This is a genomic window from Vibrio gazogenes, assembly GCF_023920225.1.
Lineage (GTDB): Bacteria > Pseudomonadota > Gammaproteobacteria > Enterobacterales > Vibrionaceae > Vibrio > Vibrio gazogenes.
The window spans coordinates 1,364,381-1,387,116 of record NZ_CP092587.1; the positions used below are offsets into that span (position 1 = coordinate 1,364,381).

General features: G+C 44.0%; 26 protein-coding genes. 18 read left to right on the forward strand and 8 right to left on the reverse strand.

What is annotated here, in order from left to right; all coding sequences use genetic code 11:
* Positions 1–9 precede the first annotated feature (9 nt).
* From rsmS to dinG, 4 genes are read right to left on the reverse strand one after another with little or no spacing between them, the layout of a single operon-like run.
* Complete coding sequence (gene rsmS, locus MKS89_RS06200; protein WP_072961058.1) at positions 10–180, reverse strand: pleiotropic regulatory protein RsmS; 171 nt, start codon at positions 178–180, stop codon at positions 10–12.
* On the reverse strand, positions 177–734 hold the full coding sequence (priC, locus tag MKS89_RS06205) for a primosomal replication protein PriC (RefSeq protein WP_072961061.1): 558 nt from the start codon (positions 732–734) through the stop codon (positions 177–179). The genes rsmS and priC overlap by 4 nt, the downstream gene beginning before the upstream one ends.
* On the reverse strand, positions 731–1,510 hold the full coding sequence (locus MKS89_RS06210; RefSeq protein ID WP_072961064.1) for a sulfite exporter TauE/SafE family protein: 780 nt from the start codon (positions 1,508–1,510) through the stop codon (positions 731–733). The genes priC and MKS89_RS06210 overlap by 4 nt, the downstream gene beginning before the upstream one ends.
* A gap of 36 nt (positions 1,511–1,546) precedes the next feature.
* Positions 1,547–3,628: an ATP-dependent DNA helicase DinG gene (gene dinG, locus MKS89_RS06215; protein WP_072961066.1), complete on the reverse strand. Its 2,082-nt coding sequence runs from the start codon at positions 3,626–3,628 to the stop codon at positions 1,547–1,549.
* A 508-nt stretch (positions 3,629–4,136) separates the two neighbouring features.
* On the opposite strand from dinG, the gene MKS89_RS06220 reads away from it, so the two are divergent.
* Positions 4,137–5,102, forward strand: a complete 966-nt coding sequence (locus tag MKS89_RS06220) for a porin (protein ID WP_072961068.1) — start codon at positions 4,137–4,139, stop codon at positions 5,100–5,102.
* 172 nt (positions 5,103–5,274) lie between these two features.
* The gene (locus MKS89_RS06225) at positions 5,275–5,934 is read left to right on the forward strand and encodes a YccT family protein (protein WP_072961071.1); all 660 of its coding nucleotides are present in this window, start codon (positions 5,275–5,277) and stop codon (positions 5,932–5,934) included.
* 64 nt (positions 5,935–5,998) lie between these two features.
* Here MKS89_RS06225 and MKS89_RS06230 read toward each other — a convergent pair whose 3' ends face one another.
* The 3 genes from MKS89_RS06230 to MKS89_RS06240 all read right to left on the reverse strand — a co-directional run bounded on the left by MKS89_RS06230 (position 5,999) and on the right by MKS89_RS06240 (position 7,792).
* Positions 5,999–6,394 (reverse strand): YchJ family protein, encoded by a 396-nt coding sequence (locus tag MKS89_RS06230; RefSeq protein WP_072961073.1) that lies wholly within the window; start codon positions 6,392–6,394, stop codon positions 5,999–6,001.
* Positions 6,395–6,481: 87 nt separating this feature from the next.
* Positions 6,482–7,228 (reverse strand): UDP-2,3-diacylglucosamine diphosphatase, encoded by a 747-nt coding sequence (lpxH, locus tag MKS89_RS06235; RefSeq protein ID WP_072961075.1) that lies wholly within the window; start codon positions 7,226–7,228, stop codon positions 6,482–6,484.
* A gap of 69 nt (positions 7,229–7,297) precedes the next feature.
* Positions 7,298–7,792 (reverse strand): peptidylprolyl isomerase, encoded by a 495-nt coding sequence (locus MKS89_RS06240; RefSeq protein WP_072961077.1) that lies wholly within the window; start codon positions 7,790–7,792, stop codon positions 7,298–7,300.
* A 152-nt stretch (positions 7,793–7,944) separates the two neighbouring features.
* On the opposite strand from MKS89_RS06240, the gene cysS reads away from it, so the two are divergent.
* From cysS to nadA, 16 genes are all read left to right on the forward strand, one after another.
* A complete protein-coding gene (gene cysS / locus MKS89_RS06245; protein ID WP_072961080.1) occupies positions 7,945–9,330 on the forward strand; it encodes a cysteine--tRNA ligase in 1,386 nt (461 codons plus the stop codon).
* 76 nt (positions 9,331–9,406) lie between these two features.
* Complete coding sequence (gene ruvC / locus MKS89_RS06250) at positions 9,407–9,928, forward strand: crossover junction endodeoxyribonuclease RuvC (protein ID WP_072961083.1); 522 nt, start codon at positions 9,407–9,409, stop codon at positions 9,926–9,928.
* An 83-nt stretch (positions 9,929–10,011) separates the two neighbouring features.
* Complete coding sequence (gene ruvA, locus MKS89_RS06255; RefSeq protein ID WP_072961086.1) at positions 10,012–10,629, forward strand: Holliday junction branch migration protein RuvA; 618 nt, start codon at positions 10,012–10,014, stop codon at positions 10,627–10,629.
* Positions 10,626–11,630, forward strand: coding sequence for a Holliday junction branch migration DNA helicase RuvB (gene ruvB / locus MKS89_RS06260; RefSeq protein ID WP_072961089.1), 1,005 nt, complete (start codon positions 10,626–10,628; stop codon positions 11,628–11,630). The genes ruvA and ruvB overlap by 4 nt, the downstream gene beginning before the upstream one ends.
* Positions 11,631–12,086: 456 nt before the next feature.
* The gene (cydA, locus tag MKS89_RS06265) at positions 12,087–13,673 is read left to right on the forward strand and encodes a cytochrome ubiquinol oxidase subunit I (protein WP_072961091.1); all 1,587 of its coding nucleotides are present in this window, start codon (positions 12,087–12,089) and stop codon (positions 13,671–13,673) included.
* A 15-nt stretch (positions 13,674–13,688) separates the two neighbouring features.
* Positions 13,689–14,825, forward strand: coding sequence for a cytochrome d ubiquinol oxidase subunit II (gene cydB, locus MKS89_RS06270; RefSeq protein ID WP_072961094.1), 1,137 nt, complete (start codon positions 13,689–13,691; stop codon positions 14,823–14,825).
* A gap of 14 nt (positions 14,826–14,839) precedes the next feature.
* Positions 14,840–14,947, forward strand: coding sequence for a cytochrome bd-I oxidase subunit CydX (gene cydX / locus MKS89_RS06275; protein WP_021020147.1), 108 nt, complete (start codon positions 14,840–14,842; stop codon positions 14,945–14,947).
* Positions 14,940–15,242 carry a cyd operon YbgE family protein gene (locus MKS89_RS06280; protein ID WP_072961096.1) on the forward strand — a complete coding sequence of 101 codons (303 nt, stop codon included), beginning with the start codon at positions 14,940–14,942 and terminating at the stop codon, positions 15,240–15,242. Before cydX ends, MKS89_RS06280 begins: the two co-directional genes overlap by 8 nt.
* Before the next feature lie 154 nt (positions 15,243–15,396).
* Positions 15,397–15,804, forward strand: a complete 408-nt coding sequence (gene ybgC, locus MKS89_RS06285) for a tol-pal system-associated acyl-CoA thioesterase (RefSeq protein ID WP_072961098.1) — start codon at positions 15,397–15,399, stop codon at positions 15,802–15,804.
* Positions 15,805–15,806: 2 nt separating this feature from the next.
* Positions 15,807–16,490: a protein TolQ gene (gene tolQ, locus MKS89_RS06290; protein WP_072961101.1), complete on the forward strand. Its 684-nt coding sequence runs from the start codon at positions 15,807–15,809 to the stop codon at positions 16,488–16,490.
* 5 nt (positions 16,491–16,495) lie between these two features.
* On the forward strand, positions 16,496–16,936 hold the full coding sequence (locus tag MKS89_RS06295; RefSeq protein ID WP_072961103.1) for an ExbD/TolR family protein: 441 nt from the start codon (positions 16,496–16,498) through the stop codon (positions 16,934–16,936).
* Positions 16,937–16,950: 14 nt separating this feature from the next.
* The gene (gene tolA, locus MKS89_RS06300) at positions 16,951–17,961 is read left to right on the forward strand and encodes a cell envelope integrity protein TolA (RefSeq protein WP_072961104.1); all 1,011 of its coding nucleotides are present in this window, start codon (positions 16,951–16,953) and stop codon (positions 17,959–17,961) included.
* A gap of 34 nt (positions 17,962–17,995) precedes the next feature.
* On the forward strand, positions 17,996–19,348 hold the full coding sequence (gene tolB / locus MKS89_RS06305; protein ID WP_072961106.1) for a Tol-Pal system beta propeller repeat protein TolB: 1,353 nt from the start codon (positions 17,996–17,998) through the stop codon (positions 19,346–19,348).
* A 31-nt stretch (positions 19,349–19,379) separates the two neighbouring features.
* Positions 19,380–19,922 (forward strand): peptidoglycan-associated lipoprotein Pal, encoded by a 543-nt coding sequence (gene pal / locus MKS89_RS06310; protein WP_072961107.1) that lies wholly within the window; start codon positions 19,380–19,382, stop codon positions 19,920–19,922.
* A gap of 20 nt (positions 19,923–19,942) precedes the next feature.
* Positions 19,943–20,725, forward strand: a complete 783-nt coding sequence (gene ybgF, locus MKS89_RS06315; RefSeq protein ID WP_072961109.1) for a tol-pal system protein YbgF — start codon at positions 19,943–19,945, stop codon at positions 20,723–20,725.
* 203 nt (positions 20,726–20,928) lie between these two features.
* Positions 20,929–21,990 (forward strand): quinolinate synthase NadA, encoded by a 1,062-nt coding sequence (nadA, locus tag MKS89_RS06320; RefSeq protein ID WP_072961110.1) that lies wholly within the window; start codon positions 20,929–20,931, stop codon positions 21,988–21,990.
* A 75-nt stretch (positions 21,991–22,065) separates the two neighbouring features.
* On the opposite strand, the gene MKS89_RS06325 is transcribed toward nadA, so the two are convergent.
* On the reverse strand, positions 22,066–22,638 hold the full coding sequence (locus tag MKS89_RS06325; RefSeq protein ID WP_072961120.1) for a UPF0149 family protein: 573 nt from the start codon (positions 22,636–22,638) through the stop codon (positions 22,066–22,068).
* Positions 22,639–22,736 lie beyond the last annotated feature (98 nt).

Genomic DNA, 22,736 nt, shown 5'->3' on the forward strand with positions numbered 1-22,736 from the left:
TCAGCAATATTATACTTCAGTTGCAGCATTTAATTTGTTTTTGAGGTCTGCTTCTACCATCTGGATCGCTTCCAGAGCAATGGCTGGGTCGATGGCATTGGACTCAAGCAGATAAATCAAATCGACTGCAAGCTGTACGGGTTCAGGCGCCTGCTCTAAAGGGGGATGTTGGTCATTCATTTGAAGCCTTTTCTCTCTCTGGCGGTAATTTTATTCTCAATGCGCTGTCTGGATTGTTGACAGCGGATCAGACGTTGTTCCAGTGTCAGAATTGCCTGCTGACAAGAAGTTTTCTCTGTCAGACCCATCGATTTGGTTTCAAGTCGTTGTTCTTCCTCAAAGATCATTTCCTGCAAACGCCTTTCCCAGTCCTGATGCTGCGCTAATTCTTGATAAAGAGAACTGATTGATGTTTGACGAGGCAAACCATGACTCTCTTTTTTTCTCAGCTCCGCAGTAGCAAGTTCTCTCTGAATCGCATTCAACTGATTCAGGAGTCGTTCTGTCAGGTAAGTGGCTTGGGTTGTGGTCAGACGCTGATGTTCCTGACTCTGCACAATTTCATGATATGTATTTTTAAGTTCGGTAATACAAGGGACCAGCAAAAGAGACTTGCAGCGGAACAGCTGTGGATCAAACAGCGGGTTATGCTGTTCTCCGCGCTGTTCATCGAGCTTGATGGCTTGCTGTTCTAGAGAAAAAATTAAGTCATGTAAACGAGACAGATCAATCATAATGTATCAAACCATGCATGATATCCCAGCCGAATTGCGAGGATACTGACCACCAGAATAAAAACTGGCCGAATCAATGATGTTCCGAAACGAATCGCGGAATGAGCGCCGACATAAGCGCCAACCATCAGACAGACCCCCATTGTCAGCCCGAGTACCCAATTAATATGACCTAAAATTGCAAATGTCACCAGTGATGTCACGTTACTGGTTAAGTTCATGGCTTTGGCGAGACCGGAAGCAAATAAAATATTGAGTCGGTAAAGTGCCATCGAAGAGACCACCCAGAATGCGCCGACCCCGGGGCCGGCAATACCATCATAGAAACCGAGGCTCAAACCCTGTGGGATCTGCTTGAGTTTACTCTGCGGGGGTATGTTTGGATCCGTGTGCAACTTACCGTGTTGCGGATGATAAACAATCGTATACAGCGCTGTTGCCAGAATAATGATGGGGAGCACTTTATCCAGTAATGCGGTACTAATGAAATCAACAATAAGTGTGCCGACAATGGCACCGACGAATGTTGAAACAAAAACGTGTTTCCAGACTGCAGGGTGAAACATTTTTTTGCGGTAATAGGTAAAGGCTGCTGTTGATGTCGCGAAAGTTGCGGCAACCTTGTTGGTACCTAAGGCAACATGAGGTGGAAGCCCTAGAGATAATAATGCGGGGACGGTTAGCATACCACCACCACCGGCAATGCCATCAATAAACCCGGCAACAAAAGCAACCACTGCCAAGACAATTAAAAGCGTCGGCTCTAGAAAATCCATTAATTTGATTGGCCTTCTTATTTTTTCATCAACGTTTTACGGCTCGATGATGCGTTTAAATGGAGGCAGAGCATCCAGTAATGCTTTACCGTACTGTTTAGTGACAACACGGCGATCAAGGATGACAACTCTACCAGAATCTTCCTCATTACGCAGTAGTCTTCCCACGCATTGAATTAATTTTCGGCTGGCTTCCGGTACGGTGATTTGCATAAAAGGGTTACCGCCTTTGGAAAGGATGTATTCCGCATGAGCTTGCTCAATCGGTGATGTCGGCACTGAGAATGGAATTTTGGTAATAATGACGTTCTCCAGCAGCCGACCAGGCAAGTCCAACCCCTCCGAGAAGCTGCCGGTGCCAAAAATAATCGACGTTCCCTGATGTTCTACGGTAAAACGGTGTGTTTTTAGGATCTCTGTTCGTGATTTCTTTCCTTGAATCTGGAGTAGCCAGCCGCGTTTTTTAAAATCGGATTTGAGCGCGTCAGTGACTTGATTCATTTGCCAGTAGGAAGAAAATAGGACCAGTGTCGCTTGTTTTTCGCGAATTAACGCGGGTAATTGGTCAATCAGTGCCTGAGTATAATGAGGTGACTGCGGTTCCTGAGGCACATGCGGAATATATAATTCTCCCTGACTTGGGTAGTCAAACGGTGACGCCAAGGCAATGAACTGGGTTCCCTCATCCGGCTGGGCACTGATGCCGCTCTGATGACAAAAGAAAGCAAATGAATTCAAGGCTCGCAGCGTTGCCGAGACCATAATTGCGCCATAACAACGGCTCCAGAACTGTTGATCCAGCTTCCAGCCGATTTCTATCGGAGAAACGTGAACGGTGTAATCTCCGGGGAGAGATTCTGATGCTGTGATCCAACGCGCCATCGGTGCACCATACTCTCTCGGCGGTTCGGCCATCAAGGTCCATACTTGTGCCATACTGTCCAGACGTTGCAAGGATATCCCTAACTCAGCTAAAACAGGGCTAGCGATGCGATTACTAATTTGACCTTCCTGAATTCGTTCAGTAAGTAAATCTGCGACTTTAGCCGTTGCCTGACAGATTTTAATAGATGCTTTTTTCAGGGCTTTGGATTCTGTAAATAACCACTCTGGGAGTTCCCCATGCTCGAAACGGAGCACACCATCCTGACATTGTTCCGGTGTGAACTGTCGGGCCAGTTGAGATAATGTCGGAATTAGAATTTGAATCGCATTGGCAATTTCATCTTTAAAGCGTGATGCGCGGCTTTCATCTGTCAGCTGTACCCACTGCGCTAATGACTGATGGAATTTTTCCAGCCAAGATGCCGTACTTTTCAGAGTGGACGATGCCGCAGCATGATCGCGGGCAACATGGGGTAAATGGTGCGCTTCATCAAAAATATAAATGCTATTTTCCGGCTCCGGAAGAATGATACCGCCTCCCAGATCCGCATCAGCCATGACCAAACTATGATTGGCAATAATGACATCGGCTTGTTCTAACGTCGCGCGTGCTTTTTGAAACGGGCAATGGTGATGAATTGTAAACGCCGGATTGCAACTATGCTTGTCACTGACGATTTGTAGCCACATCGAATCTTCAATTGGGGTGGGCCAACTATCCCGATCACCATCCCACTTACCTGTAGACCACTGCAAATAGAGTTCTTTATAGAGAGAAATATCCTGTTCCGTCGGTGGGCTTTCAAATAGTGCCACTTGTCCTGACGATGTCTCCGGCTCACAAATCGCAGCCAGTTTTTCGGCACAGCAGTAACGTTGTCGGCCTTTGGCGATTCGAAACTGAAAATCTAAATCAGTCAGACGACGATAAAGAGGTAAATCTTTGTGGAGCAATTGCTCCTGTAATGCCACGGTGGCTGTTGCGATAATCAGTTTTTTATTGTTCAACACGGCAACCGGTACCGCTCCCATCAGATAAGAAAGTGATTTGCCAATCCCTGTCCCCGCTTCAGCAACCAGTAGCCGATTTTTTGCATGGTAAGCACCGCATAATGTTTTGGTAATTTCAGCAACCAGATAATTTTGTCCGCGTCGCGGGGTAAAATTTTCCATCTGAGCCTGCAGGTTTTGATAACTCTGACGGACCGATTTCTGAATTTTGGGTGTAATCATAATGTAACCTGATGGGATGGGGCGGACATACTAACACATACAGAAAACAGGAGAAGTTCCTTTAGATGTGATTTTTTTGCTCTAAATAGGGATCTTGTTCACAAATAATTTGCATCGTCAGGAACTTAAAATAAATTCAGAACCTGAAAAATATAAAGCCTTTAAGTTAGTTAGAAATTTTTATAAAAATCCAAAATTGATGTTTTTTCAGGATTCTTGTGGTTTTTTATGCTGTTTTTTTGATAAAAAATAGAATCGACCTTAATTTATAAAAATGGTCACAAAGTATGCGCCGTTGAGAATAATCGTTCTTAATTAATTGTTTTATAAGTATTTATTTAAATTTATTTTGTTGCTTTAGAATATTTGACACATAAGCTATTCTTTTGCAATCTAATCTCCGTAATTGAAATGGCGGTGATGAGGGCTTGATGTTTTCGTCACCATCAAAAAACAAAAGGGATCCAGATAAGGAATTCCTAATCTAAGAAAAGGCAGTGGATTAATTATGAAAAAGACTCTAATCGCTCTTGCGGTTCTAGCAGCAGGTTCTGCTAGCGCGGCTGAAATCTACAACCAAGATGGTGTTGCAGTAACAGTATCTGGTGCAGGTGAAGTTCAATTATATCAAGCATATGAAAAAGATGGTGAAGATGTATCAACTAAGTTGCGTCTTGACGACATGCAGTTGAACACTCACGGTACTATTGAAGTAGCTGAAGGTCTGAATGCAATCGTTGGCTTGGATTTCACTTTCGAAGATAATGATCACGCAGAAGGTAATGTTAAAACTGATGGCTCTTATATCGGTTTTGCCTATGCTGACTACGGTACAATCACTTATGGTCGTCAATATCTGATCACTGATGATTCTGGTATCGGTGCTGATTTTGAAGTTGGTAAAAAGCAGTATGGTCAACAAACTACTGTTGGAAAAGATGTTGTCAAATATGTATATGACAACGGCACTTTCTACTTTGGTTTGTCACACGATCTAGACGAAAGTGAAGGTACAACAGTTGACGCAACTTCTACAGATGGTCGTGTTGGTTTCCGTTATGAAGGCTTAGATGCTCGTCTGTATATCTATTCTGGTGATGATGTCGATTTGACTAGTACAACAACTGGTGATGAAGACTCATTCAATCTTGAAGTTACTTATGAGATGGATGCATTTAACTTTGCAGCATCTTACGGTCAGATTGAGCAAGATGATCAAGCTGGCAAAGAAGTTGCTGATATTGACATCATCGAACTGGTTGGTTCTTACACCATGGACAAAACCACTTTCTCTCTAGGTTATGTTCATAACGACGATGATACATCCAATGTAGATGGCGATAATATCTATGGTGTTGTTGTTTACAAGATGAATGCTAACGTTCGTACTTATGCGGAAATCGGTTTCTACGACGACAGCACTTCTACTGACTACGATCCAGCTTACACACTGGGTATGGAAGTTAAATTCTAATCATTGTTGATTCGAATACTTGCTAGTAAAAACCGTCTCAATTGAGACGGTTTTTTCATTGGTGAATTAGTTATATTGATCAAGGCATCATTATGTTTATCACCCGTATCCATCTAGCTACGGATACATTAGAATGTGTGTTACAGAGTTCAGTGAAAGGAAATAATCAACCATGTTGTTATGGAAAAAAGTGTTAGGGTCAGTATCCCTGATGAGTCTTTCAATGTTTGGTTTTTCGGTGCAGAGTCATGCCGCGACCATTTCCAGCCAAAGTGATGTTGAAATTCTTGCATTAGATGGGGTGAAAGTAAGTAAAGCAAATTTTACTAACCCCGATATGCTGGAAGTACAGGCAGGGCGTCATCAGGTGGTGTTCCGCTATTATGGTGATGTCAGAAAAGGGCAGCGCGATGTGATTTATTCGACAGCACCGGATGTATTTACCATTGACCTGAAGCAAGATGACAGCATTAAGATTTTAGCGCCACATCTGAACAGCTATACACAGGCCGAAGGTTATTTTCGTCGTGGTGCAGACTGGAAAGTTCAGGATCAACATGGCGATGTAAAATCGGTACGTTATGAGCCATTAACTGGCAATGGTATTATGCCATTTAATGATATCGAGAGAGCGGTTGCTCGACATAATGCCGAGCAGGGCAATGAGTTCGCGCCTCAGATGCAACAATCAGTCATAACTCCCAATATTGCTGCGCAAAAAATTACGCCCCCAAAAGGGGATGATACTCTGATTCAGACCATTCAGCTGTTGTATAACAATGCGTCTCCTGCTCAGAAGCAGAAAATTAAGGCGTGGGTTGCTGAGCAGTAATCACTCGTAATCAGGTTGATTTAGGAATAACCACCGTATTTGCGGTGGTTTCTTTTATTAGAAGTTATTCGTTTTCAGCAAATTCGCCGTCGATGTAATACCATCGGCCGTTTTCTCGGATAAACCGAGAACGCTCTTGTAGTGAATAATGCTCACCATTTTGTTCGAAATAAGCCTTGAAACTGACAAATCCTTCATCTGCATGATGGCCGTTTTCTGCCTCAAGCACCACCAGCTTGGTCCACTGGGTTTGTGTTCCTTGCTCGATCTCTTGGCGATCATTTTCCGCCTGACAACTCGGGTGATATGTCGCCACAATAAAATCAACTAATCCGAGTGCATAAGCACTATAACGTGCTCGCATCAACTGAGCTGGGCGTTTGGCTGCATCAGGAGAGCGATGTATCGGTTGGCAGCAGTTTTTGTAGTGGCGCTGAGAGCCACACGGACATTTCTTCATAGTGTTATCAATCGTGATGTGCTGGGTGAATGAATGATTCAAATCATGGGTTGTGAAAATAGAGCAATGCGATCACTTGTCAGTTCATCAACATGAGTCGGCTAATGACGAAACCGGCTGATGGACAAGGCGGTAACTCGCATCCTGACAGTATTCAAGCACAGATATTTCATGATCCCAATCCCCTAAAACAATGCGGGTTTTTTCAATCCCATCGAGATGGAAATGGTGAATATTGGGGCGATGTGTATGACCGTGAATCATCATATCAACTTGGTATTCAGTCATCACGCGTTCCACCTCGGCTTGCGTGACGTCCATGATTTCAATTGATTTTGACTGCTTGTCCATCCGGACATCTTGCTTCACTTTGCTCACGATTCGCTGCTTCAATGTAAAAGGCAATCGGTAATAAATCCATTGTAACCAAGGCTGATGAACTTTCTTTCTAAACTGGAGGTAACGAATATCTTCGAGACATAACGTGTCACCATGCATGATGACGACCGGTTTCCCGTAGAGATCAATACAAGTTTTTTCTGCAAGTAACTGGACTCCAGTTTCCTGGGCAAAGCGTTTTCCAACCAAAAAATCCCGGTTTCCTTGAACGAAATAACAAGGCGTTCCTGACGCGGTCAGATTTTTGAATGTCGTTCTAATGGTTTGTGCAAAAGTGTCGGGATCATCATCACCGATCCAAAAATCAAATAAGTCGCCAAGAATATAGAGCGCATCTGCTTGCGGAGCCCGATGTTGCATCAAGTGTTGAAAAGCAGTGGTTAAGTCCGGGCGGGCTGGGGTTAAATGGAGATCAGAAATAAAAAGTGTATGCATAAATTCGCTTGTCGGGAAAGGTGATTGATGCAGAACATTCGTATCTGCACCAATCAGATCAGTGATTGATTACGCTTCGATGGTTGTTCCGGTAATCAGAACTTCTTCCAGAGGAACATCTTGATGCATACCGTATGAACCAGTGCTTACGCCTTTAATCTGGTTGACAATATCCATACCATCAACGACTTCAGCGAATACACAGTATCCCCATCCGTCGAGACTTTCTGAGCTGAAATCAAGGAAAGTGTTGTCATTCACGTTAATGAAGAATTGAGAGCTCGCTGAATGGGGTTCCATCGTTCTGGCCATGGCGAGTGTTCCGACTTTATTACTCAGCCCATTGTTGGCTTCATTTTTAATCGGAGCTTTGGTTGCTTTCTCTTTCATGCCTGAAGCCATACCACCGCCCTGAATCATGAAACCGTCAATGACACGGTGGAACAGGGTATTATCGTAGAAATTTTCACGACAATATTGTAGGAAATTTGCACAGGTTTCAGGAGCTTTGTCCTCATGAAGCTGAATTTTAATATCGCCGAAGTTTGTATGCAGGGTGATCATCACGATTACCTTTCTATTTTTGTACAAGAAGCCGTGATTCTAACTTAGTTTTGGTGACATTCAAATGTTCTTAAAAGAATAGGATGACCTATAGACAAGAGCATTGTTATAATCGGATTATTCAGTAAATTACCATAACTTAGATAGAGATCATGTTACAAATATATAACACACTTACCAGACAAAAAGAGCAATTCAAGCCCATTACCGCCGGAAAAGTTGGCATGTATGTCTGTGGCGTCACTATATATGATCTCTGTCATATTGGTCATGGAAGGACGTTTGTATCTTTTGATGTCGTTGCCCGTTATTTACGTTATCTGGGATACGATTTGACCTTGGTAAGAAATATTACCGACATTGACGACAAAATTATTCATCGTGCTGCGGAAAATAACGAGTCGTGCGATGCGCTGACTGACCGTTTGATTCAGGAGATGTATGCCGATTTCGATGCATTGAATATACTCCGCCCGGATGTTGAGCCCCGTGCTACCGCATATATCGAGGAAATTATTGCGCTGGTACAACGGTTGATTGATAAAGGCTTTGCTTATATCGCAGAGAATGGCGATGTGATGTTTGAGGTGAGTCGCTTTGCTGAGTATGGCAAGCTTTCTCGGCAAGATCTGGAACAGCTTCAGGCCGGGGCTCGGGTTGATGTCGAATTGACGAAGCGTAGTCCGCTTGACTTCGTATTGTGGAAAATGTCTAAGCCGGGTGAACCTAAGTGGGAATCACCATGGGGTGAGGGTCGCCCGGGCTGGCATATTGAGTGTTCAGCGATGAACTCTTCAATCTTAGGGACGCATTTTGATATCCATGGTGGTGGCTCTGATTTGCAATTCCCACATCATGAAAATGAAATTGCCCAGTCCTGCTGTGCGTATGACACTGCCTATGTGAATACATGGATGCATAGTGGCATGGTGATGGTTGATAAAGAGAAGATGTCTAAATCTCTGGGGAACTTCTTTACCATCCGTGATGTATTGTCTCACTATGATCCAGAAACAGTGCGCTATTTTCTGATGTCTGGCCATTATCGTAGCCAACTGAATTATAGTGAAGAGAACCTCAATCAGGCTCGGGCCGCTTTGGAGCGTCTCTATACGGCATTACGTGGACTTGACCTCACCGTGGCAGCATCTGGCGGAGAGGCGTTCGTGACCCGTTTTGAAGCAGCGATGAATGATGACTTCAATACACCGGAAGCTTATTCCGTATTGTTTGATATGGCGCGAGAAATCAATCGACTCAAACAGGAAGATCAGTTACAGCAAGCCAGTCAACTTGCCGTTCGTATGCGGGATTTAGCCAGTGTCATCGGAATTTTGTCTCAAGAGCCGGAGAGTTTCTTGCAAGGTGATAGCGGTTCAGAAGAGGAAGTGGCAGAAATCGAATCGCTGATAAAAATGCGTAATGATGCGCGAGCAGCGAAAGATTGGGCGAATGCTGATCTTGCCCGAGACAGACTGACGGCAATGGGCATCATTCTCGAAGATGGGTCTGGTGGTACAACTTGGCGGCGTAAATAATTGCGGTACGGTTTTGAGAGGGCTTATGACGGAATAAGCCCTTTTTGTTCATCCGATTGAAGGCAATAAAATAAATATGTCGATCATTTTAGGAATTGATCCGGGTTCACGGGTGACTGGTTACGGTGTCATTCGCCAGCAGGGAAGAATACTGACTTACCTTGGCAGTGGTTGTATTAAAACGACAGAAAAAGCATTACCGGGACGATTAAAGCAAATATATGCCGGGGTTTCAGAAGTGATAATGCAATTTCAACCGGATGTTTTCGCAATAGAGCAGGTTTTTATGGCGAAGAATGCGGATTCTGCATTGAAACTCGGGCAAGCCCGGGGCTCTGCGATTGTTGCGGCTGTGAATGCCGATTTGCCGGTTTATGAATATGCTGCACGTTTAATCAAGCAGGCCGTTGTCGGAACAGGCGGTGCAGATAAAATACAGGTTCAACACATGGTTCAGCAAATGCTGAAGTTACCATCTAGACCGCAAGCCGATGCTGCTGATGCACTTGGTGTTGCTATCTGCCATGCAAATACGAATAAAACATTGATTGCACTTGCAGGGCAGGCGAAAGGGGCGCGGCGAGGGCGATATCGGTGAAATTTGCCACCTCCGAATACTGGCTATTTATCCAGTTATTGATTATGATCAATCAGACTCAACATAGATGAAAAGGAAAAATCGTGATTGGACGTCTTAGAGGCATTCTGCTGGAAAAGCAGCCACCAGAAGTATTAATTGAAGTTGGTGGCGTTGGCTATGAAGTTCAAATGCCAATGAGTTGCTTTTATGAATTACCCGAAGTAGCACAAGAAGCTGTCATCTACACACATTTTGTGGTCCGGGAAGATGCTCAACTTTTATATGGATTCAACAGTAAAGCGGAGCGTGCATTGTTCCGAGCTGTGATCAAAGCAAATGGTGTTGGTCCAAAACTTGGTTTAGCTATTCTATCCGGCATGACAGCTAGTCAGTTTGTTGAATGTGTCAAACGTGAAGATGTTTCGATGCTGGTTAAATTACCGGGGGTCGGTAAAAAAACCGCAGAACGTTTAGTGGTTGAAATGAAAGATCGCCTCGCTTCTTTCTCGACTTCTGAAATCGATTCGTTTGAATTGGTTCAAGATGCTGCGCCAATTCGTCCACAAGATACAGCCAGCCATGCAGAAGAGGAAGCCGTGAGTGCACTGTTAACGCTTGGCTATAAACCTCAGCAAGCTTCGAAAATCGTTGCTCAGATTGCCCAACCGGGTATGAGTAGTGAGACGCTGATTAAAGAAGCATTGAGAGCGATGGTATGATTGAGGCGGATCGTTTTGTGACACCGGTGAGCACACCGTTTAAAGATGATGAATTGATTGATCGTGCGATACGGCCGAAGCTTTTGGCCGATTATCGGGGGCAAGATCATGTGCGTAATCAGATGGAAATTTTTATTGAAGCTGCTCAGCGTCGTCAGGAAGCTTTAGACCATCTCCTCATCTTTGGTCCACCCGGTCTGGGGAAGACTACCTTAGCCAATATTGTCGCCAATGAAATGGGGGTGAATATCAGAACTACATCAGGGCCTGTGTTGGAAAAAGCTGGTGATTTGGCCGCTTTATTAACCAATCTTGAAGAGAATGATGTATTGTTTATTGATGAGATTCATCGCCTAAGCCCTGTGGTTGAAGAAGTCCTTTATCCGGCAATGGAAGATTATCAGCTCGATATTATGATTGGAGAGGGGCCCGCTGCCCGTTCAATTAAGATTGATTTACCACCTTTTACCCTCATCGGTGCAACCACGCGAGCTGGTTCTCTGACGTCGCCACTTCGTGACCGCTTTGGCATTGTGCAGCGGCTTGAGTATTATCAGGTTGGTGATTTGCAAAATATCGTCCAGAGAAGTGCAGAGTGTCTATCCTTATCTATTGAACCGGAAGGCGCTTTAGAAATTGCCCGACGCTCCCGGGGCACACCTCGAATAGCCAATCGGTTGTTGCGGCGAGTCAGAGACTATGCTGAAGTCAAAGGGGACGGCAATATATGTTCTGATACGGCAGATAACGCTTTAAATATGCTTGATGTTGATGTTCAGGGCTTTGATTTTATGGATCGTAAGTTACTGATCACAATTATTGATAAATTTTCCGGTGGCCCTGTTGGTTTAGATAATCTTGCGGCTGCAATTGGTGAAGAAAAAGATACAATCGAAGATGTTTTAGAGCCTTATCTGATTCAGCAGGGGTATTTGCAACGAACGCCCAGAGGTCGGATTGCAACAGAAAGAGCTTATTTGCATTTCGGATTCGAAAAATAATTTTTCGTGTATGATTCGAACAATATGCCGACGTGCTTGTGTGATATGTATCGCATTTATGGAAATTTATTAGGTAGCGAATAGATTGCAAACTTAGTATCAATGTTAATTGTTTGTATATTTATTGAGTGAGCAAAATCTATTTGTTACAAAAAAATATCAATTAACTCCCTCTTATTTTGATCTTAATCATTTTGTTGTTTTTTTACTGGCTCATCGAGTGTGAAACTTGATCTGAATCAAGACAAGCCTCGTGGATAAACCCTTTGAAAGCTTACGCATTTGACAGTAGTATTTCTGCAATATGTATTTTACTTGATTAATATTTATTCAAATAAAAATACACGTTGATGTAACAAATATTCTGCTTTTCTCGCATTTTTGACAGGTATGAATTGATAAAATTTGGTTGCTTTAATCTGAGAGGTGTCTTTCAGCCGACACAAAGGAGTTATCATGATTGACATAGTTGATCTATCGCGGTTGCAGTTCGCGCTTACTGCGATGTATCACTTCCTGTTTGTTCCTCTAACTCTAGGGATGACGTTTTTACTCGCTATCATGGAGTCACTTTATGTGATGACCGATAAGCAAATTTATAAGGATATGACAAAATTCTGGGGTAAGCTGTTCGGAATCAACTTCGCTCTGGGCGTTGCCACAGGGCTAACAATGGAATTTCAGTTTGGTACAAACTGGTCGTACTACTCGCACTACGTTGGCGACATTTTTGGGGCTCCTCTTGCCATCGAAGCGTTAGCTGCTTTCTTCCTTGAATCTACATTTGTCGGTTTATTCTTCTTCGGATGGGATCGACTTTCAAAACGTCAACACTTAGTGACGACATGGCTTGTTGCATTAGGTTCTAATTTCTCTGCTCTTTGGATTCTTGTCGCCAATGGCTGGATGCAAAATCCGGTCGGTTCCGACTTTAACTTCGAAACCATGCGTATGGAAATGGTGAGCTTTGCTGAGGTCGTTCTAAACCCTGTTGCTCAGGTGAAATTTGTTCACACTGTCGCATCGGGTTACGTGACGGGTGCAATGTTTGTTTTAGGGGTGAGTGCTTATTATCTGCTGAAAGGGCGTGATATTGCTTTTGCTCGTCGCTCATTTACCGTTGCTGCATCATTTGGCATGGCTGCGGTTCTTTCCGTCATTGTCTTAGGTGATGAATCTGGTTACGAATTGGGTGATGTTCAAAAAACGAAATTAGCTGCAATTGAGGCTGAATGGCACACAGATGAAGCGCCCGCAGCGTTTACACTGTTTGGTTTCCCTAATCAGGAGACGATGCATACAGATTTTGCAATTAAGATCCCTTATGTGATGGGAATTATTGCAACTCGTTCATTGGATGCACCAGTCAAAGGTTTAAGTGATTTACGTGAAGAACACCTTGAACGGATTCGTAATGGGATGTATGCATATGAGCTGCTCCAGAAATTACGTGCAGGTGATACTTCAGAAACGAATCGTGATGCCTTCGATGAAGTGAAGTCTGATCTGGGCTATGGCATGTTGCTGAAACGTTATACGGATGATGTAGCAAATGCGTCAGAAGAACAGATTCAGGCCGCTGCTGATGATTCACTGCCAACAGTCTGGCCATTGTTCTGGTCATTCCGGATCATGGTTGCTTGTGGTTTCATTATGCTGGTTGTCTTCGCTGCGGCATTTGTACAGACATGTCGTCAGAAAATTGAACAGAAAAACTGGGTGCTCAAAGCCGCGCTTTACAGTATTCCGCTGCCGTGGATTGGTGTTGAAGCGGGTTGGTTTGTCGCGGAATATGGTCGTCAGCCATGGGCTGTCGGTGAAATCCTCCCTGTCCATATTGCAAATTCTGCATTGAGTGTCAGTGAGTTGGTTATCTCCCTGCTTGCAATTCTTGCATTATATACAGCGTTCCTTGTTGCCGAAGTTTACCTGATGGTTAAATTTGCTCGCAAAGGTCCAAGTAGTTTGAAAACTGGGCGTTATCATTTTGAGCAGAATGGGACTTCAGCAACAGATCAAGTTAACCGTCAGGTAGAAGCTTAAGGCGAGGAGAAGAATATTATGGATTACGAAATCTTACGATTTGTATGGTGGATTCTGATTGGTGTGCTGTTTGTCGGCTTCGCTATTGCAGATGGATTCGATCTGGGGGTCTGTGCCTTGGTGCCGCTCATCGGGAAAAATGACACAGAACGTCGTGTCATGATTAACTCGATTGCACCTCACTGGGATGGTAACCAGGTTTGGTTGATTACTGCTGGTGGTGCTTTATTTGCTGCATGGCCTTTAGTCTACGCAACATCATTTTCCGGTTTCTACCTTGCAATGATTGTTACTTTGGCTGCTTTATGGCTCCGTCCTGTAGGGCTGGATTATCGTTCAAAAATTGAAGACACTAAATGGCGCAAGACTTGGGATATTTGCATCTCTATCAGTGGTTTTGTACCACCACTGATCATTGGTGTTGCATTTGGTAATTTATTACAGGGTGTTCCTTTTGAACTGAATGAATTCTTAATGCCAAGTTATCATGGTTCATTCTTCGGACTGCTGAATCCATTTGGTATTGTATGTGGTTTGGTCAGCGTCCTGATGTTTGTGCTTCAAGGTGCGTCTTGGTTACAAATGAAGATCTCTGATACTGTACATACTCGAGCTCGTAGCGTTGCTCAACTTTGTGGTGTGCTTGTCGCTGTTCTTTTTGTAGCTGCTGGTTTTTGGGTTCAACACATTGATGGTTATGTGATCACCAGTACAATGGATCACTTTGGACCGTCAAACCCATTGAATAAAGAAGTCGCTCGTGAATCTGGTGCGTGGTTGGCAAACTTCAATCAGTATCCATTGTTATGGTTGGCTCCCATTCTTGGTACAGCGATGCCATTGATTGCTGCCATTGCATCTCGAATGGAAAAAGGCGGTATCGCATTTATTGCTTCGAGTTTGACGAATGCCGGCATTATTTTTACAGCTGGATTTGCGATGTTCCCGTTTATTATGCCTTCAAGTCTGGCACCAAGTAATAGTCTGACCATATGGGATTCAACATCCAGTGAGCTGACGTTGCAAGTGATGACAGGCATTGCCTTTGTCATGGTACCAATTATTCTTGGGTATACTTGTTGGACGTACTATAAAATGTTCGGTCGTATCAATAACCAGTATGTCGAAGACAACAAAAATTCACTTTATTAACGAGGAGCTAAGTTATGTGGTATTTTGCATGGATTTTAGGCGTCTTACTGGCTTGTTCTTTCGGCATCATTAATGCACTGTGGTTAGAACATGCAGAGATGATGGATAAAGATAGTGAATGATTTCTCTGCCTTAGTTGCGCAGTGGCATCGTCCCATTGATCGTATCTTTTATCGAATGCTATTAATGGGCCTTGCTTTCTACCATGTTGCATTGCTGATGTGGAATCCACACACTTATGCAGCAACAATTGGTGGTTTTAATCTGGGAGTTGTCGCTCTGCTGATCTTGGCTATCTGTGCCAGCATGATCTTCGGAGTCGGCTTTAAGCCGAGACGATGGTTTTGGCAGATCTTATTTTCACCTTATCTCGCCGGATGCATATTGGTTTACTTCAGTTTGATTCGAATAAGCTGAATTCAATGACCAGTATCCTATCTATAAAAGAAAACGCAGCCTTCAGGCTGCGTTTTTTGTCCAAAAAATTAAAATTCATTCCGTCTCACTCATGCGAAAGTGTTTGAGTTGCGTTATAGTAAACGATTGTTGTGAATCCGTTGAGGGACGTTAAGTGCATCATTCTAAATCAGCTTTTTTTCGATTTCCTGTGACGATCTATTATGAAGATACCGATGCCGGCGGTGTTGTATACCATTCAAACTATCTTAAATTTTTTGAACGCGCGCGAACGGAAATGCTCCGAGAGCAGGGGGTATGTCAGCGAGAGTTATTGGAACAAAAAATTGGCTTTGTGGTCCGAAGCATGGAGATTGATTTTCTGAAAGCTGCGCGTCTGGATGACAACTTAGTCGTCTTAACTCAGCTAACCGAGAAAAGAAAGGCTTCTTTAATATACTGTCAGGAGCTGGTTAATCCTCATGAAGAGGTATTGTGTCGAGCAATAGTTAAGGTAGCATGTATTGACATGCAAAAGATGAAACCCCAAGGTATTCCCGACGCGGTATTTTCGGAGAAGTAACAGTGAGTGCTGAAATTTCAATACTTGATCTTTTTTTACAGGCTAGTTTTTTAGTCAAAGTGGTGATGATGATTCTCTTAGGCATGTCGATCATGTCATGGGCGATGATTTTTAAAAGAACCAAAGCATTATCGGCTGCTGAAAAGCAAGCTGCTTCATTTGAGGACCGTTTCTGGTCCGGCACGGATTTGGCTGTTTTATATCAAGACGTGAAAAGTAGAAAAGACCAATTGACTGGCAGTGAAGAGATTTTCTATTCCGGTTTTACTGAGTTCGCTCGGTTAAGAAAAAACCATGCTGGCGAAGCTAATTTCGTCATGGATGGGACCGCAAGAGCCATGCGAGTTGCTGTCTCCCGAGAAGTTGAATCATTGGAGACTAATCTACCGTTTCTGGCGACAGTTGGGTCAATTAGCCCTTACATTGGGTTATTTGGTACGGTATGGGGGATTATGCATGCATTCATTGCGTTAGGTGCGGTGAAACAAGCAACATTATCGATGGTTGCGCCCGGTATTGCTGAAGCGCTTGTTGCAACAGCGATGGGGCTTTTCGCTGCTATTCCTGCGGTGATGGCTTACAACCGACTGACAACAGTTGTCAGTAAACTTGAAATGAATTACGCGACATTCTCTGAGGAGTTTCATAGTATTCTTCATCGTCAGGCAATGACTGGTAGGGAGTAAGCTTTATGGCGGGTTACCAACCAAAGAAGCGTAAAATAACCGCAGAAATTAATGTGGTGCCCTATATCGATGTGATGTTGGTTTTATTAATCATTTTTATGGTGACTTCTCCATTTATCACTCAGGGCGTGGATGTCGAACTACCAAAAACCGAAACAGCGAAACCGGCATCCGATTTGGTCGGTGATGATGGTAGCTTTATTATTGTAGAAATTACTAAGGAAGGCAGCTTGGGGGTCAGCATCAATAATGAACCTTTCAAACGGGGACTATCCTTACAGGATGCAATTGTTCTGGTAAAAGCTGAGCTGAGTTTACATCCTGATTCACCTGTAGCAGTCGGTGGTGAGGCGACAAGCCCCTATGCGGAGATTGTACATGTGCTGGACGAGCTGAGTAAAGCTGGTATTCCAAAGGTTGGTTTGTTAACAGATATCAGGGAATAAGCAGTATAACCTTCATGAAAAAGAGAGAAGATAAGCGCTCAGGTTTTACAAAACCACTGATAATTTCTATCGTGTTGCATGCGATTTTAATTGGTTTATTGCTTTGGGGCGGACAGTTTTATCAGGAAAAGCCGCATCCGATCGGTAATATGGTTCAGGCGGTCGTGATTGATCCGGCATTGGTACACCAACAGGCGGAACAGATTAAGGCGACTCGAGAAGCAGCGGCCCGTAAGGAAAAGGATCGACTTGATCGTCTGCGACGTGAAAGTGAACGTCTTGAAGAGAATCGTCGAGCTGAAGAAGAGCGAATCCGGCAGTTAAAAGAACAGCAAGCCCGTGAGGCGAAAGCAGCCAGAAAAGCAGAGCAGCAGCGTAAGCAGAAAGAGCAAGAGCGACAAGCTGAAGAGCAGCGTGCCGCGAAAGCTGAGGCTGCAAGGAAAGCGAAAGAAGCTGCTATTGCAAAAGCGGAACAGCAGCGAATTGAACGCGAGAAAGCGGCTAAGCTCGCGGCAGAAAAAGCACGTAAAGAGCGTGAAGCCGCCCAGAAAGCAGAGCAGGAACGTTTAGCAAAAGAAAAGGCAGCAAAGGCTGCTGCTGAGAAGGCTCGACAGGAAAAAGAGCGCCTGAAAAAATTGGAAAAAGAAAGAAAGCAACGGGAAGCGGCCTTAGATGACATTTTTTCCGGTCTACAGGCTGAAGAGCAACAAAACTCTAGTGCTCGGAGTCAATATATTGCTAGCGAAGTTGGACGTTACGGAGAAATCTACAAACAGCTTATTCGGCAAAATTTACGCGTAGAAGATACGTTTAAAGGCAAAAATTGTCGGGTTAATCTGCACCTGATTCCTACAGGGAGCGGTGCAATTGTTGGTAGTTTGAGAGTGTTAGGGGGAAACTCGGCCGTTTGTGCTGCGACGCAGCGAGCGGTTGCGCAGGTCCCGTCTTTTCCTCTGCCAAAAGATGACCCGGATGTTATCAATAAGCTAAAAGACATTAATATAACCGTTGAACCGAATATATAATTTTGACTGAAGTATCAGAGAAAAGGAAAAGCTTGTGTTACAGCGATTGATTTTGAGTTGTATGTTCCTCGTAATATCAGGCATACACACCGCAAATGCAGCATTAGAGCTCGTCATTACTGATGGGATTAACTCAGCGAGGCCGATTGCGGTCGTTCCGTTTCAATGGGAGGGTAAGGGCCAGTTACCAGAGGATGTTTCAGGTGTAGTTGCTTCGGATTTACAGCGAAGTGGTAAGTTTAGTCCCGTTGCGACCAGTAATATGCCCCAGACGCCTTATGACGAGTCTGCTGTCGATGTGGATGCATGGACTCGACTCGGGGTCGATTCATTATTGACCGGAACCATCAAGCAAAATGCAGCGGGTAATTATGTTATCCATTACCAGTTGGTTGATATCGTTCAGGCGCAATTACTGAAGGGTAAAAGACAGTCTCTCACAGAAGATGGTCAACTTGTTGAGTCCAAAGATTATGTATTACTCAATAATATTGCGACGGTTTCACCGAAGCGTCTCCGTGAGTATGCCCATCGAATTTCTGATTTAGTCTATGAGAAACTAACCGGGGATAAAGGCGCGTTTTTAACGCGCATTGCCTATGTCGTTGTACATGACGGTGAAAAGTATCCTTATCAGCTGAGAATCTCAGACTATGATGGCTACAATGAACGGCTAGTTCTTAGTTCTAAACAACCGTTAATGTCTCCCGCTTGGTCTCCGGATGGTAAGAAGCTGGCTTATGTCAGTTTCCAAAATGGACATGCTGAAATCTACGTTATGAACATTTATACGGGGAAACGTGAAAAAATATCGTCATTTCCTCGTCACAATGGCGCGCCAGTATTTTCACCTGATGGTAAATCATTAGCCTTAGTCTTGTCTAAATCGGGAAGTTTACAGGTCTACATCATGGATTTAGCAACGAAAAAAATTCGTCAAATAACGCGGGGCAGATCAAATAATACAGAGCCTTTTTGGTATCCAGATGGAAAATCTCTGATATTTACCTCAGATCGGGGTGGTAAACCACAGATATATAAAGTAGATTTGTCTTCTGGCGTGACAAATCGTCTTACTTGGCAGGGCTCACAAAATTTAGGTGGGCAGATTACGCCTGATGGAAAATTCTTGATCATGGTGAATAAAAACCAGTCAGGATTTAACTTGGCAAAGCAAGATTTGGAAACCGGTAGTGTGCAAATTCTGACAAGAACTTTGCTCGATGAGTCTCCAAGTATTGCGCCTAACGGTGGTATGGTTATTTATAGTTCGATTTACAATAAAACCAATGTATTATCTATGGTTTCTATTGACGGGCGATTTAAAGCCAGGTTACCAGAAACAAACGGACGTGTAAGAGCGCCGGCGTGGTCACCGTTTTTGTAATGAGTCATGATTAAAAAATAAGGAAAAGAAGATGCAACTGAATAAAGTTCTTAAAGGGCTATTGATTGCACTACCAGTACTCGCGGTTACTGCGTGTAGTTCAAGTGATGATGCAGTGAGTGCCTCAGGAAATGAGACGACAACTAACCAATCTACATCCGGCTCCGCAGATAGCACCGATACAACTGTTGTATCACCCATGACTGATGATGGTAAGCTTTCTGAGCAGGAACAAAAAGATAAGGTTATGCAAGAGCAAACCGTATTCTTTGCTTTTGATAATTCAACAATTGCATCAGATTATAAAGATATGCTGTCAACTCATGCCTCTTATCTGAGTAATCATCCAAGAGTTCACGTTACGATTGAAGGTCATGCCGATGAGCGTGGTACGCCTGAGTACAACATTGCTCTGGGTGAACGTCGTGCAGAAGCTGTATATAAATACCTTCAGGCTCTTGGTGTACAAACCAGCCAAATGTCAATTGTTAGCTATGGTGAAGAAAAACCATTAGTGCGCGGACATAACGAAGCTGCATACGCAAAAAACCGTCGTGCAGTGATTGTTTACTAATCTGAAGAGTTTGATTAAACATGTTCGGTAACTTAAAGCGACCAATGATGCTTATGTTACTGGTCAGTACAGCAAGCCCAGTGCTTGCTGTACCCGCTCCAGTATCGGACCTAAGTGAAGGCATGGAGCAACATGCAACTTCGGGGAGCCCTGAGACAAGAGTTGACCGTCTGGAACGTCTACTTCAAAACAGTAGTCTGTTGCGGGTGCAAATGCAGCAACAGATTGATGAAATGGCGACCGAGATTCAACACCTGCGTGGCCAGGTAGAGAAGAACTCTCACGATATGGGCAAGATGCTCGATCGACAGAGAGAGTTATTTGTTGAAATCGATAATCTTAGAGAAAAGCTCAATTCAAAGCGTAGTGATGGAGCACAGTCAGGTTCAACAACCAATGATCAGTCTGCATCCACTGGCACGTACAGCGAAAATGCTGATGAGCAAACGGCTTATCAAAATGCTGTTGATTTGATCCTAAAGAAAAAAGATTATTCTGGCGCGATTAATGCCTTCACTAAATTTCAGCGTGACTTCCCCAAATCTAATTTTGCGCCCAATGCACATTATTGGTTAGGTCAACTTTACTATGCCAAACGGCAGGATGATAAAGCGGTTGAAAGTTTTAAAGCTGTTTTGGATTTCCCTAAATCAAATAAACGTGCAGACGCATTAGTCAAATTAGGTGATGTTGAGAAACGTCGCAAAAATACAAAATTAGCAAATCAGTATTATCAACAGGTGATTGATGAATATCCTGATACCGCTTCTGCTGAATCTGCAAAACGGTCTATGGCAAAATAGCATGGGATAGATGTTGATGCTTTGCTAGCGAGCACTAAGGTCGTATCTTGAATGCACACAAAAGGAGAACCGAGGTTCTCCTTTATGCTCTCTGTCTTCCCGTTATCAATTGTTCTGTCAATGAATTGTCCGGCTGGCTTTTGACACGTTGTAAAGAGCGTGTAAAATGCGCTAATCACTGGAAATTGCGTAGAGCAGAAGCAATGAGCCATATCACAGAACAGATTGAAACCGTGTACCCATTTCCACCGAAGCCGGTACCACTCTCAAAAGAACAGAAAGAATTCTATATAGATGAGATAAAGCGCCTTCTGACTGAGAAAGATGCCGTCTTGATTGCCCATTACTATACAGATCCTGAAATTCAGGCATTGGCCGAAGCAACCGGCGGATTTGTCGGTGATTCACTGGAAATGGCGAAATTCGGTAATCGACATCCAGCCAAAACACTGCTGATCGGTGGTGTTCGTTTTATGGGTGAATCAGCGAAGATCCTGACGCCAGAGAAACGCATTCTCATGCCAACGTTAGAAGCCGAATGCTCTTTAGACTTAGGCTGTCCTGTGGATGAATTCTCCGCTTTCTGTGACGCTCACCCGGATCATACCGTTGTGGTGTATGCAAATACTTCTGCAGCGGTCAAAGCCAGAGCAGATTGGGTAGTGACGTCTAGTATCGCATTAGAAATTGTTGAACATCTGGATTCGGAAGATAAGAAAATCATCTGGGGCCCCGACCGACATCTGGGTGGATACATTGCGAATAAAACCGGTGCTGATATGTTGCTTTGGCATGGTGAATGTGTTGTTCATGATGAGTTTTCAGCCGATGCGCTGAAAAAAATGAAAGCGTTATATCCGGAAGCGGCTGTTTTGGTTCACCCGGAATCACCCTCCAGTGTTGTTGAACTGGCTGATGCAGTCGGATCAACAAGCCAATTAATCAAAGCTGCGAAAGCTTTGCCGCATCCACAAATGATTGTGGCAACGGATAGAGGCATTTTCTTTAAAATGCAGCAGCTTGTACCTGAGAAAGAGCTGATTGAAGCGCCTACGGCAGGTGCTGGCGCGACATGTCGAAGTTGTGCGCATTGCCCTTGGATGGCGATGAACGGGCTCCAAGCCATCGAGAAAGCCCTCAGAGACGGGGGAGAGGAACACGAAATCTTTGTAGATGAGTCGATTCGGGTTAAGTCTCTGATCCCGTTGAACCGCATGTTGGATTTCGCTGAGCAGTTGAATGTCTCTGTCAAAGGTAATGCCTGAGTGGGATGTGTATCCGATAATAAAAAAGAAGGCGATGTTCCCATCGCCTTTTTTGATGTGCGGACGATACTCCGTTTAATCATCAGATTCAGCAATCGCCAGTGTACGCTGGCTGAGTCCGGATAGCATGACGGGCACCGCCTGATAAATCTCTTCGAACTGAGCCATTGCATCCGCACCCGCTTCATTCAATGTTACCAGTGAGGTTTCTGGGTCATAAAGCATAGTAATGGACAGTAAAACACCGCCCAGTAGGGCACCATTTTCCGTTTCAGGCGGCATCAGTGTTTCCCAGTCATCTTTGGTCAACTGCCAGCCTTGTAACATGCCTTCGCAGAAGTCCCGCGTTGCCTGATTAACAATCTCTTCATCATCCAGCAGGCAGGAAGCCGGCCACTGCCATGAACCACTGAGTAATGATTCCCGGGCTGTATTCCAGTGTTGAACCACGTGTTGGCAATACATCTCAAGATGAGAGGACTCCGCGAACGGCGCAACATCACTCCCACCCCAAAGATAGGAGAGCCATTCTTCCGGTGAAATCAGATAAGGTGCTGCAGCGAGAGCAACAATAAATCCCGTCATCTGATGTTCATTGAGCAGTTGTTCGGGCTGTTCTACCGACGCAATAATTTCAGTTAGTGTCACATTCATGCTTCATTAATCGATTGAGTGGGTGGATCATTATGGTATTTGAAATTGGAATAAGTTGCGAGACATCCAATTTGTTTCTTTAAAAACGGCTG